14 protein-coding genes and 1 riboswitch are annotated in these 17,443 nt (G+C 63.8%); of the genes, 11 read left to right on the forward strand and 3 right to left on the reverse strand.

Features of this window, described 5'->3' with window-relative positions; all coding sequences use genetic code 11:
- The first annotated feature begins 62 nt into the window (after positions 1 to 62).
- A complete protein-coding gene (locus GJT30_10465) occupies positions 63 to 722 on the forward strand; it encodes an OmpA family protein (GenBank protein ID MSM40030.1) in 660 nt (219 codons plus the stop codon).
- Between the two features lie 252 nt (positions 723 to 974).
- On the opposite strand, the gene GJT30_10470 is transcribed toward GJT30_10465, so the two are convergent.
- Positions 975 to 1,490, reverse strand: coding sequence for a thiol peroxidase (locus tag GJT30_10470; protein ID MSM40031.1), 516 nt, complete (start codon positions 1,488 to 1,490; stop codon positions 975 to 977).
- Positions 1,491 to 1,625: 135 nt separating this feature from the next.
- Here GJT30_10470 and GJT30_10475 point away from each other — a divergent pair, with 135 nt between their 5' ends.
- Positions 1,626 to 2,732: a methyltransferase domain-containing protein gene (locus GJT30_10475; protein ID MSM40032.1), complete on the forward strand. Its 1,107-nt coding sequence runs from the start codon at positions 1,626 to 1,628 to the stop codon at positions 2,730 to 2,732.
- 217 nt (positions 2,733 to 2,949) lie between these two features.
- Here the strand turns inward: GJT30_10475 and thiC are convergent, their stop codons facing one another.
- Both thiC and thiD read right to left on the reverse strand, forming a co-directional pair.
- Entirely contained in the window at positions 2,950 to 4,254 is a 1,305-nt protein-coding gene (thiC, locus tag GJT30_10480) for a phosphomethylpyrimidine synthase ThiC (GenBank protein MSM40033.1), read from the reverse strand.
- A gap of 46 nt (positions 4,255 to 4,300) precedes the next feature.
- Complete coding sequence (thiD, locus tag GJT30_10485) at positions 4,301 to 5,773, reverse strand: bifunctional hydroxymethylpyrimidine kinase/phosphomethylpyrimidine kinase (protein MSM40034.1); 1,473 nt, start codon at positions 5,771 to 5,773, stop codon at positions 4,301 to 4,303.
- Positions 5,774 to 5,847: 74 nt separating this feature from the next.
- Positions 5,848 to 5,952, reverse strand: a riboswitch (TPP riboswitch).
- A 283-nt stretch (positions 5,953 to 6,235) separates the two neighbouring features.
- On the opposite strand from thiD, the gene alr reads away from it, so the two are divergent.
- The 9 genes from alr (at position 6,236) to GJT30_10530 (ending at position 17,278) form a co-directional block, all read left to right on the forward strand.
- Entirely contained in the window at positions 6,236 to 7,372 is a 1,137-nt protein-coding gene (gene alr, locus GJT30_10490) for an alanine racemase (protein ID MSM40035.1), read from the forward strand.
- Positions 7,356 to 9,521, forward strand: coding sequence for a tetratricopeptide repeat protein (locus tag GJT30_10495; GenBank protein MSM40036.1), 2,166 nt, complete (start codon positions 7,356 to 7,358; stop codon positions 9,519 to 9,521). The genes alr and GJT30_10495 overlap by 17 nt, the downstream gene beginning before the upstream one ends.
- Before the next feature lie 36 nt (positions 9,522 to 9,557).
- A complete protein-coding gene (locus GJT30_10500) occupies positions 9,558 to 10,493 on the forward strand; it encodes a glycosyltransferase (protein MSM40037.1) in 936 nt (311 codons plus the stop codon).
- Positions 10,494 to 10,744: 251 nt separating this feature from the next.
- Entirely contained in the window at positions 10,745 to 11,812 is a 1,068-nt protein-coding gene (gene selD, locus GJT30_10505; protein MSM40038.1) for a selenide, water dikinase SelD, read from the forward strand.
- Positions 11,793 to 13,073: a DUF4445 domain-containing protein gene (locus GJT30_10510; protein MSM40039.1), complete on the forward strand. Its 1,281-nt coding sequence runs from the start codon at positions 11,793 to 11,795 to the stop codon at positions 13,071 to 13,073. The genes selD and GJT30_10510 overlap by 20 nt, the downstream gene beginning before the upstream one ends.
- 371 nt (positions 13,074 to 13,444) lie before the next feature.
- Entirely contained in the window at positions 13,445 to 15,010 is a 1,566-nt protein-coding gene (gene purH, locus GJT30_10515) for a bifunctional phosphoribosylaminoimidazolecarboxamide formyltransferase/IMP cyclohydrolase (GenBank protein MSM40040.1), read from the forward strand.
- Between the two features lie 95 nt (positions 15,011 to 15,105).
- The gene (purD, locus tag GJT30_10520) at positions 15,106 to 16,380 is read left to right on the forward strand and encodes a phosphoribosylamine--glycine ligase (protein ID MSM40041.1); all 1,275 of its coding nucleotides are present in this window, start codon (positions 15,106 to 15,108) and stop codon (positions 16,378 to 16,380) included.
- Between the two features lie 9 nt (positions 16,381 to 16,389).
- Positions 16,390 to 16,896, forward strand: coding sequence for a 5-(carboxyamino)imidazole ribonucleotide mutase (purE, locus tag GJT30_10525; GenBank protein MSM40042.1), 507 nt, complete (start codon positions 16,390 to 16,392; stop codon positions 16,894 to 16,896).
- Between the two features lie 118 nt (positions 16,897 to 17,014).
- The gene (locus tag GJT30_10530) at positions 17,015 to 17,278 is read left to right on the forward strand and encodes a cytochrome C (protein ID MSM40043.1); all 264 of its coding nucleotides are present in this window, start codon (positions 17,015 to 17,017) and stop codon (positions 17,276 to 17,278) included.
- The last annotated feature ends 165 nt before the right edge of the window (positions 17,279 to 17,443 follow it).

Consider the following 17,443-nt stretch of genomic DNA (forward strand, 5'->3'; position numbering starts at 1 on the left):
TTGCATTTGCGCCGGGGTGTGCTATGTAATAGGCAAATCCATTGCAAAAGGAGACCAACGATATGAAGCGTACCGCTCTGCTGCTTCTAGGAGTTTCTCTCGTAGCGGGCTGTGCCGAGCCCATGACCAAGACCCAGAAAGGCACCCTGATCGGCACCGGCACCGGGGCTGCGGCAGGCGCCGCGCTCGGTCAGGCCATCGGCCGCGATACCGGCTCGACCCTGATCGGAGCAGCACTCGGTGCTGCCGTCGGCGGGCTGACCGGCGGCATGATCGGTAATTATATGGACAAGCAGGAAGCAGAGATGCGGCAGGCCCTGGCCGATGTGGAAGGGGCATCCATCCAGCGGACCCAGGACGTGCTGTCGGTGACCTTCAAGTCCGATCTGATGTTCAGCACCGGCTCCGCAGCCCTCAAGGGGGGAGCCCAGGACGAGATCACCAGGGTCGCCAGGGTCCTGAACCAGTATCCCCAGACCACGGTCCAGATCGCCGGCCACACCGACAGCACCGGCTCGGAGGAACTGAACCAGAAGCTGTCCGAGAAGCGTGCCCTGGCTGTCAAGAGCGCACTGACGGGGCATGGCGTCGCTGCCGCCCGGCTGGCGACCATCGGTTACGGCGAGACCAGGCCGATTGCCGACAACGACACCGAAGCCGGCAGGCAGATGAACCGCCGGGTGACCATCACCATCATCCCCAACCAGCAGGTGCAGCAGTAGTTCCGGCAACGGAAAAAGCCCCGGCCGCGACCGGGGCTTTTTTTCGTTCCGGGACTCTGGGGTGAAGAGCTAGGCGAGTTTCCATCCGGAAACTCCGGATGAGAAACTGATGGTTTCCGGATCGGAAAGGAGGGATTTTTCGTCCTGGCAAGGAAATCAAGGGATTGCGCGGAGGCGTACATCGGTACGCCGTACAAGGAATCCCGCAGATTGACGCCGCCAGGGCGGAAAAGGACCTTTTCCGGACGGAAACTAGGCGAGCAACGCCTTAGCTGCCTGGATGACCGCGGCGTAGTCGGGCTCCTGGGTAACCTCCGGCACATGCTGGATGTAGCGGATGGTGTTAGTGCCGTCGATGACGAAGATGGAGCGCGACAGCAGCTTCAGCTCCTTGATCAGCACACCGTACGCCTGCCCGAAGGAACGGTCCTGGTAGTCCGAGAGGACCTTGATCTTGTCGATGCCCGCTGCGCCGCACCACCGTTTCTGGGCAAAGGGGAGATCGAGGCTGATGGTGAGCAGGGTCGCCTGGTCGGGGAGTGCTGCCGCCTCCTGGTTGAACCGCCGGGTTTCGGTGTCGCAGACCGGGGTATCCAGCGACGGGACGCAGCTGATGATGGTGATGCCGCTCAGATCGGCCAGTGTTACCGGGGCCAGGCCGTTGTCCACCACCCGGAAGTCGGGTGCACGGTCTCCCACCTTGAGTTCCGGGCCGAGCAGGGTCATGGGGTTCCCTTTGAAAGTGATGATGCCGGTACGTTCCTGCATGTTTCTCTCCTCTCTGAAGATATCTCATCCGTTTCCGGATTGCATGATGATGCTCAAAAACAGTGTAGCCGATGGCAGGCGATTGGCAACCATGGACCGGGAGCCCGACAGCGCCCAGCCGGCAGGGACGCCTGCGTGAACGATGCCGTCCGCGATCATTACGAAAGTCATCCCTACCCCCGCATACCGCTTCTGGCAGCGATCCGGCCGTGGGATACCTATGCCCTCAACCTCACGGCCCTCTGGGCGCGCTGCAACGGCAGACTGCTCGCCGCCTTCCGGCAACGGATACTCCTGGCCGGCTGCGGCACCTTTTCCCCCTATCCCTTCAGCATCGCCAATCCGGGCGCACGGATTACCGCCCTCGACCTGTCGTCTGCCACGTTGCAACGGGCCCGTCTTCATGCCCGGGTGCACGGCTGCAGAGACGTCGACTTTGTCCGCGGCGACCTGACCGAACCTGCAGTGGCGCCGGGACCGTTCCATCTCATCGATGTCTACGGAGTGCTCCATCACCTGGCAGATCCGGCCTCGGGCCTGGCCGCACTGGCGGGACGCCTTGCCCCCGGCGGCATCCTGCGGCTCATGGTTTACAGCCACGGCGCCCGGCGGGAGGTGGAGGCGGTCCGCCGGGCCTTCCGGCTGCTCGGCATCGACGATCCGGCAACCGCACGGCACCTGGTGCGCCGGGCACCGAAAGGGTCGCGCCTGGCCAGGGTTGTTGCCGAACTCCCCGAGGCCGGCTCTGTCGCCGGGTTTGCCGATGCCTTCCTCCATCCGCGCGCCAGGACCTATCGCATCGACCAGCTGATGGAACTCCTGGAGGGGGCCGGCCTGACCCCGCTGCTCTTCACCCACAGCAAAGCCTCGCCAGATGTGGCAGCAGAGGTGGAACGGCTGCGCCGGGCCGAACGGGAAGGCGCGATTGGGCACAACTATACCCTCCTTGCCGGGAAAGAGCCGCGTGGCGCGGCTCCATCGGTTGCCGGCAGCAGGCTGTTGCTCAATCCCGCGCTGCAGAGGGCCGTGTCCGGTTTCAGGCTGCTGCCGCTCAGGATCGATGGTCGGCTCGGCTCTGCCAACCCGTGTCTCGACCGGGCTGCCCGGCGGTTTCTGCGGAGATTCAGGGAACCGGTTGCCGTGGAACGGCTGACCGGGGCGGAGCTGGCACTGGCGAAGCGTTACTGCGATGCGCTGTTCCTGTTCTGCGTCGATGGGGATGAACCTGAAAAAGGCATGTAACCGCAGATGGACGCTGATGAACGCAGATACTTCAAAAGATTAACCCCGTAAATGACTGTTTTTCGGTTAAAAAGGTTTTGTTTTATCCGTAGTTATCTGCGGTTACCAGGAAGGAGCGAGGGGAGGGCCGCCCTGCCGTGGCAGGGCGGCCGATGATCGGATAGGGAAGGGGACTGCGACCGGGCCGGTACGATACCCGGCGCCTGCCTGTTGCCGGTCAGCCGTGGGCGGCCTTTCTCTCCATGGCGTCGTCCATAACCTTGTAGGCGCAGAATTCGCCGCACATGGTGCAGGCGCCGTGATCGGCGACCCCCGATTCGGCGCGCAACTGGCGGGCCTTGTCCGGGTCGAGGGAAAGGGCGAACTGCCCTTCCCAGTCGAGCTTCTTGCGGCACTTGGCCATGGCGACGTCCTTTTCCATGGCCCCTTTGACCCCTTTGGCGATGTCGGCGGCGTGGGCCGCGATCCGGGAGGCGATGACCCCGTCCCGCACATCCTCAACCGTGGGAAGGCGCAGGTGCTCCGACGGTGTGACGTAGCAGAGGAAGTCGGCGCCGGCGGCTGCGGCAATGGCGCCGCCGATGGCGCAGGTGATATGGTCGTAGCCCGGTGCGATATCGGTAACCAGCGGTCCCAGCACGTAGAAAGGTGCCCCGTGGCAGAGCCGCTTCTGCAGGATGATGTTGGCCTCGATCTGGTGCAGCGGCACATGGCCCGGCCCTTCGATCATCACCTGTACCCCCACCTCACGGGCCCGCTGGGTCAGCTCCCCCAGGAGGATCAGCTCGTGGATCTGGGCGCGGTCCGTGGCATCGGCCAGGCAGCCCGGACGGAACCCGTCTCCCAGCGACAGGGTCATGTCGTATGCCTTCACGATCTCCAGCAGCCGGTCAAAATGCTCGAACAGCGGGTTTTCCTTGTTGTTGTAAGCCATCCACTCTACGGTGAAGGCGCCGCCACGGGAGACCACGTCCATCAGCCGCCCCTCGTTCTGCATCCGCTCGACCGTGGAGCGGGTGACGCCGCAGTGGACCGTGATGAAGTCCACTCCGTCCTCGGCATGCTTGACGATGCCGGCGAAGATGTCGTCCACGGTCATGTCCACGATCGCCTTCTTCTTGGTCCGGACCGCATCCAGCGCAGCCTGGTAGAGGGGGACCGTGCCGATGCAGGCGCGGGTCTCGGCGATGATGGCCCGGCGGATCTCATCCACCGGCCCGCCCGTTGACAGGTCCATGAGGGCGTCGGCACCGTGCTTCACGGCCACGCGCGCCTTTTCCAGCTCCTTGGAGATGTCGGTGTCGTCGGCAGAGGTGCCGATGTTGGCGTTGACCTTGGTGCGCAGCCCCTTGCCCACGGCCAGGGGGATGCCGCTGAGCCGCTTCACGTTGTGGCAGATGATGATGGTGCCGTCGGTGATGCCGTCGCGGATGGTCTCCGCAGGGACCCCCTCGGCTGCTGCAGCTTCGCGCATCATGTCGGAGATTATGCCCTGGCGGGCCAGTTCGAGTTGGGTCTTCATGTAATGCTCCTTGTCGTAATAGAGGCGGACCGGGTTCTCCCGGTGGCTAGTCTCTCGTTTCCCGTGCGGCAAGATAGTGGTTGACCGGTCCGTGCCCCTTGCCCAGCGGCTGGGCAAGGCGGATGGCGGCGGTAATGAACTCCTTGGCCCGGCTGATGGCGACCTGCAACGGCTCCCCCTGCGCCAGGTAGGTGGCGATGGCAGAGGCCATGGTGCAGCCGGTGCCGTGGGTGTTGCGGGTGTGGACGCGCTGGCCCGGATAGCGGATGAAGGCGCTGCCGTCAAAGAGGATGTCCACCGCGGAACCTTCCCCCAGATGCCCCCCCTTGATCAGGACGTTTCTCGCTCCCATGCGGTGGATGGCGCGTGCGGCCTGCTGCATCCCTTCCTCGTCGCTGATGTCCAGGCCGCTCAGCCGTTCCGCCTCGGGGATGTTGGGGGTGACCAGGTAGGCGAGCGGCAGGAGCCGGTGCTTGAGGCAGGTAACCGCGTCGCGGTCGATGAGGGATGCCCCCCCCTTGGCGACCATGACCGGATCGACGATTGGCAGGAGCCGGCGCTGCTCCTCCAGCCGCTGCGCCAGGATGTCGATGATCGGTGCCGAGAAGAGCATGCCGGTCTTCACCGTGTCCACCGGGATGTCGGCAAGCACCGCGTCGAGCTGCTCTGCCACGAACTCGGGGGGGACCGGGTGGATGCCGGAGACGCCGCGGGTGTTCTGCGCCGTGAGGGCGGTGATGACCGACGAGCCGTAGGAACCGAGCAGGGTGATGGTCTTCAGATCCGCTTGGATGCCGGCGCCGCCTCCCGAATCGCTGCCGGCAACGGTCAGCACGGCGCCGCGGGGAAAGGGGGCTTTCCGGTTGAACTGCAACGCCAGTTCAGCAGCCGCGGCTGAAGGGTCGCGATTCTCCAGCACTGCCGAGATGACCGCCACGGCGTCGGCGCCGCTGTCGATCACCCTGGCCACGTTGTTCCGGGTGATGCCGCCGATGGCCACCAGCGGAATCTTGATCTGATCGCGGATCGCTGCTAGCCCTTCGGGTCCGGCCAGGTGCCGGATATCCTTGCTCCGGGTGGGGAACATGGCGCCGAAACCGATATAGTCAGCACCGGCGGCCTGGGCCGCCAGAGCCTCGTCCAGGTCATGGGTGGAGATACCGAGCAGGCGGTGGGAACCGAGCTGCCTGCGGGCTTCGGCAGGGTCGCCGTCGTCCTGGCCCAGGTGGAGGCCGTCGGCGTCCAGCTCAAGGGCCAGGGAGAGGTCGTCGTTGACGATGAACGGGATGCAGGCCTGGGCGCAGAGCTCCTGCAGCTCCCTGCCGAGGCTGAGCTTCTCTGCCCGCTCTCCCGTCTTGCGGCGGAACTGGAGTGCCGAGACGCCGCCGGCAATCGCCCGCCGTACCCGCTCGACCAGTTGCTCCCCTTCGTCGGTGACCAGGTAGAGACCGTTAAGCCTGAAGGCGTCGTCGCCGCGATCCACGACGAGCCGAAGATGATCGGATTTCCTGCGATACATAGAGTTCCTGTGCTGGGGAAGAGACGCAAAAAGCCGCACCTGTTGGGTTACGGCTTACCTGGTCGGCGAATGGAGGGTGTCAGGAGCCGCTTCCCTACGCCGGCATTAACCGGATCAGGTTCAAAGGGTTTGAGGCGGAAGCCTCATCTCAGTTCTCGCGAACTCCCCCAGCTGGCAAATAATTTCCATAAGCTAATGGAAAACGCCCGGCAAGTCAATGACAATAAACGGGAATGGGCTTTACACGGTCCTGTATACATGATAGATAGTTTCCGTCCGGAAAGGGTTCTTTTTCGCCCTGGCGGCGTCAATCTGCGGGATTCCTTGTGCGGCGTAGCGCTGCTACGCCTCCGCGCAATCCCTTGATTTCCTTGCCATGACGAAAAATCCCTCCTTTCCGATCCGGAAACAAGTGGTGTCTCGTTCGCTGTTTCCGGGCACATTCCGATTTGCGAGCCGATCATGGACAGTCGCCCCACCATAGCAGAGATAGATCTTGCGGCCCTGCGCCACAACTATGCCCAGGTACGGCGGGCGGTCCGGCAAGACTGCGGCGTCCTGGCCGTGGTCAAGGCCGATGCCTACGGCCACGGCTTCATGGACGTCGCCACCGTCCTCGACCAGGAGGGGGTGACCGCCTTCGGGGTGGCCTTCCTGGCCGAAGGGATCCAGCTCCGCAAGAGCGGGATCGACCGGCCGATCCTGATCCTGGGGGGGGTCTACCCCGGCCAGGAGCGAAAGTGCGTCGGCTTCAACCTCTCCACCACGGTCTTCAGCATGGAGCAGGCCCGGACGCTGGATGCCGCGGCCAGGGGGCTCTACCGCAAAGCCAAAATCCATGTCAAGATCGATACCGGCATGGGGCGGCTCGGCATCCCCTACGACGAGGCCGCTGACTTTTTCCGCCAGTTGCGGGAGCTGCGGAACGTGGAGCTGGAAGGGGTGATCTCCCATTTCTCCTCGTCCGACGAACTGGACGACAGCGGATCGGCCTACACGGCCGAGCAGGCAGCCCGTTTCAGCGCCGTGATCGGCGAATGCCGCGCCTGCGGCTTTACCCCTCCCTATATCCACATTGCCAACAGCGCCGCGATCTTCAGCGTCGATCTCCCCTTCTGCAACCTGGTGCGGCCGGGGATCGTGCTCTACGGTTCGCTCCCCTCGGGGGACTTTGCCGGCCGGCTCGACGTCAGGCCGGTGATGCGCCTGAAGAGCCGGGTTGCCATGCTCAAATGGGTGGAGCCGGGCAGATCGATCAGCTATTCCCGCCGCTACACCACCAGTCAGCGCACCCTGGTCGCCAGCGTGCCGGTGGGGTATGCGGACGGCTACAGCCGCGCCCTGACCAACAAGGGGGAGCTGATCGTGCGGGGGCACCGTGTCCCGGTGGTCGGCACGGTCTGCATGGACTGGATCATGGCCGACGTGAGCGGGGTCCCCGACGTTGCCGTGGGGGACGAGGTCACCCTCTTGGGGTGCGACGGCAGCGGCGTCTGCATCCGCGCGGAAGAACTGGCGGCCCTGGCCGGCACCATCCCCTACGAAATATTCTGCGGCATCAGCAAGCGGGTGCCGCGGGTCTATGTCAATGGGACCTGATTCCGGGCTGTCGGGATACGGCGGGGCTTCCCGGGCCGATCAGGCACGGGCGACAGCGAAATCCCGGCATTCGTACCTGCGCGACGTCGTCCTTATTGTCGCCGCGATTGTGCTGGTCTATGGCCGCGCCCTTTTCAACGGATTCGTCTGGGACGACCCGGTCTATCTCCTTGGTCCCCGGATCTACCGGACCTTTGACCCCTTCAGCCTGTTCGCGACCCTTGCCAACGGCATCGAGTATCTCCCCGTTCGCGACCTGACGGTCATGCTGGACTTTGCCCTCTGGGGAGAGCATGCGGCCGGTTTTCACGCCACCAACCTGTTGATCCATTGCTGTTCGGCCCTGGCCCTCTATGCGCTTGTCAACAGGCTCCAGCCCCTGTTCGGGCTCCCTGCCGCCGGTCGGCCGTCCACCGCCATCCCCCTTGCCGCTGCACTCCTCTTTGCCGTCCATCCCTTGAACGGCCAGGCGGTCAACTGGATTTCCGGCAGGAACGTTCTTTTGTGCGGCCTCTTTTCGCTTCTGGCGGTCCAGCTTTACCTGGGCTGGCTGCAGCGTGACGGGCGCCAAGGAGGGTGGCTCTACGCCGCTGCCCTGGCATGTTTTGTCTGCTCGCTTCTTTCCAAGGCCACCTCCATTACAGTGCCGCTCGTCCTCTGCCTGCTGCTGGCGATCTCCGGAAGAGCCGGACGCCAGCGTCCCTATCTCTCCCTGGTCCCGTTCTTCCTTGTCTCCGTTGCCGCATATGTCCTGTTCATGAAGGTTGCTGCGGTTGCCGGCATCATTACCGACGCGCAGCTGGCAGCGCAGGGGGAAGGGCTCGCCGTGCGGATCAGCCGGGCGCTGCAGATCCCCTACTTTTATATCGGGAAGTTTCTCCTCCCCCTGCGGTTGGCGCCTGAATACGACGTGACGTTCTCGCCCCGGCTCCTTTCCCTGCAGACGATCGGTGCCTGCGCGGGCATTGCCGTCGCGCTGGTTCTTGCGGTTTTTCAGCGCAGACGCTACCCTGAGATCCTTTTCAGCGTGGGCTGGTTCGGGATCACGCTCCTTCCGGTGAGTAACCTCTATGCGACAAACCCCATCGTGGCAGACCGCTACGGCTATATCCCGCTGGTCGGCCTGATGGTGGGGGGAGTCGTCGGTATCTGGCGCTTGAAGGCATGGGGTGGGGAGTCCCTGCCCAAGGTCGTTCTGGCGGGCTGTATCGCTGCCTGCGGCCTGCTCACCTTTGCCTCTGTCCCGGCCTGGAAGGACGAGCGGAGTCTCTGGACCAGCGCCATAGAGAATCAGCCGCGGGTCGTTGTCGGCTACCTGGGACTCGGCACGGCCCTGCTCGCGGCCAACGACTATCCCGGCGCGCTCGCACAGTATGCAGAGGCGCAGAAGCTCAACCCGCTCAACCATTATTACGATACCGCCCTGGGGCTCTACCTGCTCAGGCAGGGCGCATCCGACCGGGCCATTGCTTCATTCCGTAATGCCCTGCAGAAAAAACCCGATGCCATCAGGCCGCTGTATGAACTGGCAAAGATCTTTGAGGCGCGGGGCGATCTGCAAAAGGCGCGGGAGTACTACCAGGGGGTCGTCGGTTCCAGGGAGCATGGCAACGTCTTTCTCAAGCCCGCCCGTTTGGCCCTTGACCGCCTCGGGGCGGGTGCTGTGCCGGGGAATGCGGCCGGTGGTGGCAATGCCGGGCAACTCGCTGCACTGGGAGACAGGGCACTGGCATACTACCGCGGGAACGATCTGGCCAAGGCGCTGGAGATCTTCCTGGAGATGGAGCGGCTTGGCGGGAATCAGTGGGAGCTCCACTACAATATCGCCACGATCTACATGAAACGGAACAGCTACGCAGAGGCGATTGCCTACTTCCGGAAAACCCTTGCAGCGGCGCCGGGCAACCTGGATGCCCTGAACAATCTGGGGATCTGCTATCGGGAGTCGCGCGACTACCCCCGGGCGATCCGGGCGTTTGAAGAGGTCATGACGCAAAACAGCGGCTATGCCTATGCGCCGTACAACCTGGCCATCACCTACGACCGCATGGGGGAAAAGGGGAAGGCCGGAGCGCTGTTCACGGAGATATCCCGGCGCTTTCCCGAACTGAGGGAGCAGGTGCGACCCTACCTTTCCGGTGCCAGGTAAGGCGGGCTGCAGCGGAATATGAGCGTGAGGAGAGACATGAAGCTGATCAGCATCGTCACCCCCTGCTACAACGAGGAGGAGAATGTCGCCGAGCTCTACCGCCAGGTGCGGGAGGTCTTTGCCTCCCTGCCGGCGTACCGCTACGAGCACATCTTCATCGACAACGCCTCCCGCGACCGGACCGTTGCCATCCTCAAGGAGATCGCCGGCCAGGACAAAAACGTCAGGATCATTGTCAACAGCCGCAATTTCGGCCATATCCGCTCCCCCTACCACGCCCTGCTCCAGGCAGAGGGGGATGCCGTCATCCTGCTGGTGGCCGACCTGCAGGACCCGCCCCCCATGATCCGGGACTTCATCGCAAAGTGGGAGGAGGGGTACAAGGTGGTGCTGGGGGTGAAGAGCAACAGCGAAGAGACCCCGGCCATGTTCCTGATCCGCAGGATGTACTACAACCTGATCTCACGGCTGTCGGAGATCGAGCTGACCAAGAACAACACCGGGTTCGGCCTCTACGACCGGAGGGTCATGGAGGCGCTGCGGGAGATCAACGACCCGTACCCCTATTTCCGTGGGATCGTCTCGGAGATCGGTTTCGAGAAGGCGATTATCGAATACGTGCAGCCGCGCCGCAAGCGGGGGATCACCAAGAACAATTTCTACACCCTCTACGACATCGCCATGCTCGGGATCACCAACCATTCACGGGTGCCGCTCCGGATCGCCACCATGCTCGGTTTCGCCATGGCGGCGTTGAGCCTTCTGGTTTCTCTCGGCTACCTGATTGCCAAGCTGGTTTTTTGGAGTACCTTTACGGCAGGGATGGCGCCGGTGGTGATCGGCCTCTTCTTTTTCGGCTCGGTGCAGCTCTTCTTCATCGGCATCCTTGGGGAGTACATCGGTCTCATCTACACCCAGGTGCAGAAACGGCCGCTGGTGATCGAAAAGGAGCGGGTGAATTTCGACCGATAGCAGGTTGTTGAAAAACAGCCATCTCGCCGCCGTCCTCGAAAAGCCGCCTTGTGCGGCGTAGCGCTGTTTATGCCCAGTGGGTACTACGCCTCCGCGGGGCTTTCTGCGGGTGCGACGATCTGACTATTTTTGAACTACCTGAGTTTTTAGCTACGCTGCAACTTCGTTTTCAACAACCTGTTAGAAGAGGGTCGTTCAGTTGTGTGTCGGGCCGCGGTCGCATGCGGTAGATCGTGCAGAGTGGAAAACCTATGACCAAGCAGAAGATAAAACTGACGGGAATGGTGAAAGCGGCCGGCTGAGCGGCAAAGCTGGGCCCGGCGGGCCTTGAGGAAGCTTTGCGAACCCTGCCTCCTGCGGTTGACCCCGCCCTCCTCGTGGGGCCGGAGACATCCGACGATGCAGGGGTCTATCGACTCTCCGGCGAACTGGCGCTGGTGGACACGGTGGATATCATCACCCCGCTGGTGGACGATCCGTTCACCTTTGGCAGGATAGCTGCGTCCAACGCCCTGTCCGACGTCTACGCCATGGGTGGCAGGCCGGTGACGGCGCTCAACCTGGTATTCTTCCCCGCGTGTAAACTCCCCCCCCATGTGCTGGCCGATATTCTCGCCGGGGGGAGCGCCGCCCTGGCGCAGGCCGGGGCCTGCCTGGTGGGGGGGCATACGGTTGAGGACGACGAGCTGAAGTACGGGCTGGCCGTTACGGGGATCGTCCATCCCGACCGGGTGGTCCGCAACTCAACGGCCCGGCCGGGGGATGTCCTGGTCCTGACCAAGCCGCTGTGCAGCGGCATCGTCTCCACTGCCATCAAGGCGGAGATGGTGCCTGCCGCGGTGGTCGACGAGGCGGTCCGCTGGCTGACCACGCTCAACGACGTTGCCGCCCGGCTCATGGTCGCCTGCGGCGCAACCGCCTGCACCGACGTTACCGGCTTCGGCCTCATCGGCCATATCTCTGAGATGGCGACAGGGGCCGGAGCAACCGTCCGTCTCGACCTGCAGTCAGTGCCGGTGCTGGACGGCGTCATGGAGCTGGTCCGGGACGGGCTGGTCCCGGCAGGCTGCTACCGCAACCGCGATCATTACGCGCCGCTCTGCCGGGTCGATGGGATCAAGGCCGCGGGTGACGGGCCGACCACAGCCGACGAGCGTCTCCTGCCGCTCTTCGACCCGCAGACCTCGGGTGGCCTGCTGATTGCCCTGCCCCCTGCGCAGCTGGAGCGGTTCATGGCCCTGGCCGCGGAAGAGGGCTGTTTCGCCGTCCGGATCGGGGAGGTCTTGCCCCGAGAGGAGCATGCCGTTGTCATTGCCTGATGCCGTTGTCCTTGCCTGCGACCTGGGAACCACCACCATTGCGGTCTCCCTGCTCGACGCCGCCACCGGGGAGCGGCTCGCCGCGGGGGGAGCCCTCAATCCGCAGCGCTCGTTCGGCGCCGACGTGGTGACGCGTCTTGCCGCTGCGGTTGCCTCGCCCGATACGCGGGCCGGGATGGCCCGGCTGGTGAATGCCGAGCTGGAGACGCTCGCCCGTCGCCTCCTTGCCGATACCGGGGTGGCGGAGTCCTGCCTGACGATGGTCGCCATTGCCGGGAATCCCACCATGGAGCACCTGCTGCTCGATCTCCCGGTTGATTCGCTGGCCCATATCCCCTATCGACCCCTCTTCAGGGAAGGAAGGCAGCTGCTGACCCGCGACCTGGGCTGGAGCCTTGCGGCCGGTCTCTATCTCTTCCCCCTTCCCGGCGGCTTTGTAGGGGGGGACCTGGTCGCCTTCCTCTACGGGGAGGAGCTCTCCGATGCACCACCCTTGCCCCACGCTGCACGGCTCTATCTCGACCTGGGGACCAATGCCGAGATTGCTCTCTGCTGCGGTGATCGGGTTTTTGCCACGTCGGCGGCAGCTGGGCCCGCCTTCGAGGGGGGGAACCTTTCCTGCGGCATGGCTGCGCTGCCCGGTGCCATTGCCCAGGTGGAGTGCGCCGACGGGAAGGTCCGGATCGAAACCATCGGCAACGGGGTGCCGACGGGCGTTTGCGGCTCCGGTGCACTGTCGGCCATCGTATCGCTTCGCAGGGAAGGGGTCATTGATGCGAGCGGCCGGCTCCGGTCCTCTGCGGAGATCCCCTCGAACCTCGGCAACCGCATTGTCGAGCGGACTGAGGGGCGGGGGTTCGTCCTGTACCGGGATGCCCGGCATGAGGTGGTCATCTCCCAGGAGGATATCCGCCAGGTTCAGCTGGCAAAGGGGGCGATCCGCGCGGGTATCGAGGTTCTGCTCGCCAGGGCCGGCCTGGCCGCGGTCGATCTGGCCGAGGTGGTCGTGACCGGGTCATTCGGCATGGTGCTCGGCGCCGGGCTGCTGCGCGATCTGGGGGTGATCCCGCACGCGGTCCCTTCGGTCCGGTTCGGTGCGGACGGCGCCCTGGCGGGAGTGGAGCGTTATCTTCGCCGGGAGGACGGGGAAGGGGAGGTGGCGGCCCTGGCCAGCCGCCTTGCGGTCGTCCCGCTGTCGGGCAATCCGCTGTTCGAGGCGCACTTCATCCGGTTCATGGATTTTACCGACAGCGAGCCCTGATCGACGGGAAACTGCCTTGTGGCACCGGGCTCGGGACGATGCTTCCGGGGGGTGTGAAAAGGGCTTTGCAGTTGCGCCGGAATCTGCTAAATTTCCCCTTTTCAATGCCGGGGCATGACGACCCGGCCCGATATCTTCAACCTTAATCCGTGACAGATGCCGGGTCGACGAAGCGACTGTGCCCGAGAGCCAGCCGCTGTAGGCGAAATGAAGCGTCAACCGGCCTGCCTGTCTGAGCCCGTAAGGGCGAGTTGCAGGCCGGTAGCGAAATAAGCCGTACAGCGGCGGCGTGAGTGGCACTCGGAGCATAGTGACCCGGTAGTTGTCACGTTTCACGTTCAATTCCACTATTGCTAAAAGGAGCGGATAGCATGGCACAGATCAAGCGGGCGCTGATCAGCGTCTCAGACAAGACCGGCATCATCGAATTTGCACGGGAACTCGCCACCTACGGCGTCGAGATACTCTCCACCGGCGGCACGGCCAAGCTTCTGCGCGAGGCGGGGCTCACGGTCAAGGACGTCTCCGAGTTCACCGGGTTCCCCGAGATGCTGGACGGCCGGGTGAAGACCCTTCATCCCAAGGTCCATGGCGGGCTGCTGGGGATGCGGAGCAACCCCGAGCACGTGGCGACCATGCAGCAGCACGGGATCGAGCCGATCGACCTGGTGGCCGTGAATCTCTACCCGTTCGAGGCAACCGTGGCCAAGGCCGACTGCACCCTTGAGGATGCCATCGAGAATATCGATATCGGCGGACCGACCATGCTCCGCTCCGCTGCCAAGAACAATGCCGATGTCACGGTGATCGTCGATCCCGTCGATTACCGGACCGTGCTCGACGAGATGAAGGCGAATGGCGGCGCGGTCGCGAAGCAGACCAATTTCCGACTGGCGGTCAAGGTCTACCAGCACACCGCAGCCTACGACGGTGCCATCTCCAACTGGCTCGGCGCCCGGACCGGCGAGGGGGTGGAGCGGTTCCCCGACACCCTCACCTTCCAGTACCGCAAGGCCCAGGGGATGCGGTATGGCGAGAACCCGCACCAGTCGGCAGCCTTCTATGTCGAGCGCGACGTCCGGGAGGCTTGTATCTCCACGGCCCGACAGCTCCAGGGGAAGGAACTTTCCTATAACAACATCGGCGATACCGACGCGGCGCTCGAATGCGTCAAACAGTTCAGCGAGGGGCCGGCCTGCGTCATCGTCAAGCACGCCAACCCGTGCGGCGTGGCTATCGGCGCGAACCTTCTCGACGCCTACGACCGGGCCTACAAGACCGATCCCGAATCGGCCTTCGGCGGGATCATCGCCTTCAATGGCGAGTTGGACGAGGCGACCGCCAAGGCTATCTGCGACCGCCAGTTCGTGGAAGTGATTATCGCCCCGAAGGTGACCCCCGGTGCAGTGGCGGCAGTGGCGGCGAAAAAGAACGTCCGCCTGCTCGAATGCGGGCAGTGGCCGGCAGCGCCGCTGCAAAGGCTCGATTTCAAGCGGGTGAACGGCGGCATCCTCGTCCAGGATACCGATCTCGCCCTCCATGGCGACCTCAAGGTGGTCACCACCCGCCAGCCGACCGAGAAGGAGATGGTCGACCTGCTCTTTACCTGGCGGATCTGCAAGTTCGTCAAGTCCAACGCCATCGTCTACGGCAGGGACGGCATGACCATCGGCGTCGGTGCCGGCCAGATGAGCCGGGTGAACTCGGCCAGGATCGCGGCCATCAAGGCGGAACATGCCGGCCTGGAGGTCAGGGGGGCGGTCATGGCCTCCGATGCCTTCTTCCCTTTCCGCGACGGCATCGACAATGCCGCAGCGGTCGGCATCAGCGCGGTGATCCAGCCCGGCGGCAGCATGCGCGACGAAGAGGTGATCGCCGCGGCCAACGAACACGGCATGGCCATGGTCTTCACCGGCATGCGCCACTTCAGGCACTGATCGCCGCCCTGTGCCGCGTACCGGCAGGACTGCTGTTTCGGCCGGTGACGCGGGGGGGATAGCCCCAGCAACGCTTTCCTGAGGAGTGAACCATCATGAATATTCTCGTTGTCGGCGGTGGTGGCCGCGAACATGCGCTGGTCTGGAAGATCTGCCAGTCGCCCCTGGTGAACCGGGTCTATTGCGCTCCGGGGAATCCGGGGATCGGCCAGATGGCCGAGAATGTGCCGCTTGCGGTGGACGATCTGCCGGGACTCCTGGCCTTTGCCACTGCCCGTGATATCGACCTGACCGTGGTCGGGCCCGAACTGCCGCTCTCCCTGGGGATCGTCGATCTCTTTGAAGAGCATGGCCTGAAGATATTCGGCGCTCGCCGCAATGCGGCGCTGATCGAGGCGAGCAAGGCCTTTTCCAAGGACCTGATGAAGAAGTACCAGGTGCCGACCGCAGCCTACGAGGTCTTTACCGAGGTGGAACCGGCGGTTGCCTTCATCGACCGGCTCGGTGCCCCCATTGTGGTGAAGGCTGACGGCCTTGCCGCCGGCAAGGGGGTCATTGTCGCCCAGACCCGCGACGAGGCGGTCACGGCGGTAACGGACATGCTTTCGGGTAATGCCTTTGGCGCGGCTGGATCGCGGGTGGTGATCGAGGAGTTTCTCCGGGGGGAGGAGGCATCGTTTCTCGCCTTCACCGACGGCCGGAACATCATCCCGCTCGCTTCGGCCCAGGACCACAAGGCGGTCTTCGACGGCGACACCGGGCCGAACACCGGTGGCATGGGGGCCTATTCTCCGGCACCGGTGGTGACCAAGGCCATCCACGATCAGGTCATGGCCGAGATCATGCAGCGTACCGTCGACGGCATGGCTGCCGAGGGGCGACCCTATCGCGGCGTCCTTTATGCCGGGCTGATGATCGACGGGACCTCGGTGAAGACCCTGGAGTTCAATGCCCGTTTTGGCGACCCCGAGTGCCAGCCCCTCCTGATGCGGCTCAAGTCGGACATCGTGCCGGTGCTCATGGCGGTGGCCGAGGGGGACATCAGCGGGATCAGCCTCGAATGGCACGACCAGGCAGCGGTCTGCGTGGTCATGGCCTCTGCAGGGTATCCCGGCGACTACCGCAAGGGGGACGCGATCCATGGCCTCGACACGGCGGCTGCACTGGAGGACCTGTTCGTGTTCCATGCCGGCACTGTGCTCGATCAGGGGCGGATCGTCACCAGCGGCGGCCGGGTTCTGGGGGTCACTGCCCTGGGGCCGACGGTCCGGGCTGCCATCGACCGGGCGTATCGGGGTGTTGCGGCCATCAACTGGGAAGGGGTGCATTTCCGCACCGATATCGGCAAAAAGGCAATGGGCCGGGAATAGGGGAACGCGATGAAACCACTGGTGCTGATACTCATGGGAAGCGATTCCGACCTGCCGGTGATGGAGGAGACGGCCAAGGTGCTGGATGCCTTCCAGGTCCCTTACGAGATGCGGGTCTCCTCCGCGCACCGGTCGCCGGCCAGGACGGCCGAGCTGGCAGCGGGCGCCGACGGTCGCGGCATCAAGGTGATCATCGCTGCAGCCGGCATGGCGGCTCATCTGGCAGGGGTCGTGGCGGCAGAGACCTGCCTGCCGGTTATCGGCGTTCCCATCGGCGGCGGTCCCCTCAACGGGGTGGATGCCCTCTATGCCATGGTGCAGATGCCGGGCGGGATTCCGGTGGCGACCATGGCCATCGGCAAGGCCGGGGCCAAAAATGCGGGCATCCTGGCAGTGCAGATGCTGGCGATTGCCGACACGCGTCTGGTCGCTGGGCTGGCCGACTTTAAGCGGCAACTGGCAGAAGAGGTTGCAGCAAAGGACGAGGCGCTGCAACTGGCCCGTGCACGCGGCTGATGACCATCCGGCAGCGGCCATGAACCATGGTTCATGAACCCATTTTATCTTGACAATCCGGCGAGTGGTGTCATAGTTTTCCGTACATTTTCATCAAAGTTTGAAGGGAGAAGTCAGCATGAAAAAGTCTATCGTTGCTCTGTTTGCTGTTGTCGCATTCGCCGGGACCGCCTTTGGCGCAGACGTCATCGAGATGAAGAAAGGCGTGTCTTTCAACCACAAAGAGCACAAGGCTGCTGTCGGCGATTGCAAGAAGTGCCATGAGAAGGGTCCTGGCAAAATCGAAGGGTTCGGCAAGGACTGGGCGCACAAGACCTGCAAAGGTTGCCATGCCGACATGAAGAAGGGTCCGACCAGCTGCAAGGACTGCCACAAGAAGTAAGTAGCCTGAAACCGAGTGATTCCGGTGCGAAAGGGGATGACAGGAGGCCTGTTATCCCCTTTTTTGCGTCTGTATACATATAGAAAATTAATTGTTATTTCGTGGGTAGTTCCTGTATAATCGGCCGTTGATTAGGTCTCAGCCGAATATCTGAATAAGCCGCTG

The organism is Geobacter sp., assembly GCA_009684525.1.
Taxonomy (GTDB): domain Bacteria; phylum Desulfobacterota; class Desulfuromonadia; order Geobacterales; family DSM-12255; genus Geoanaerobacter.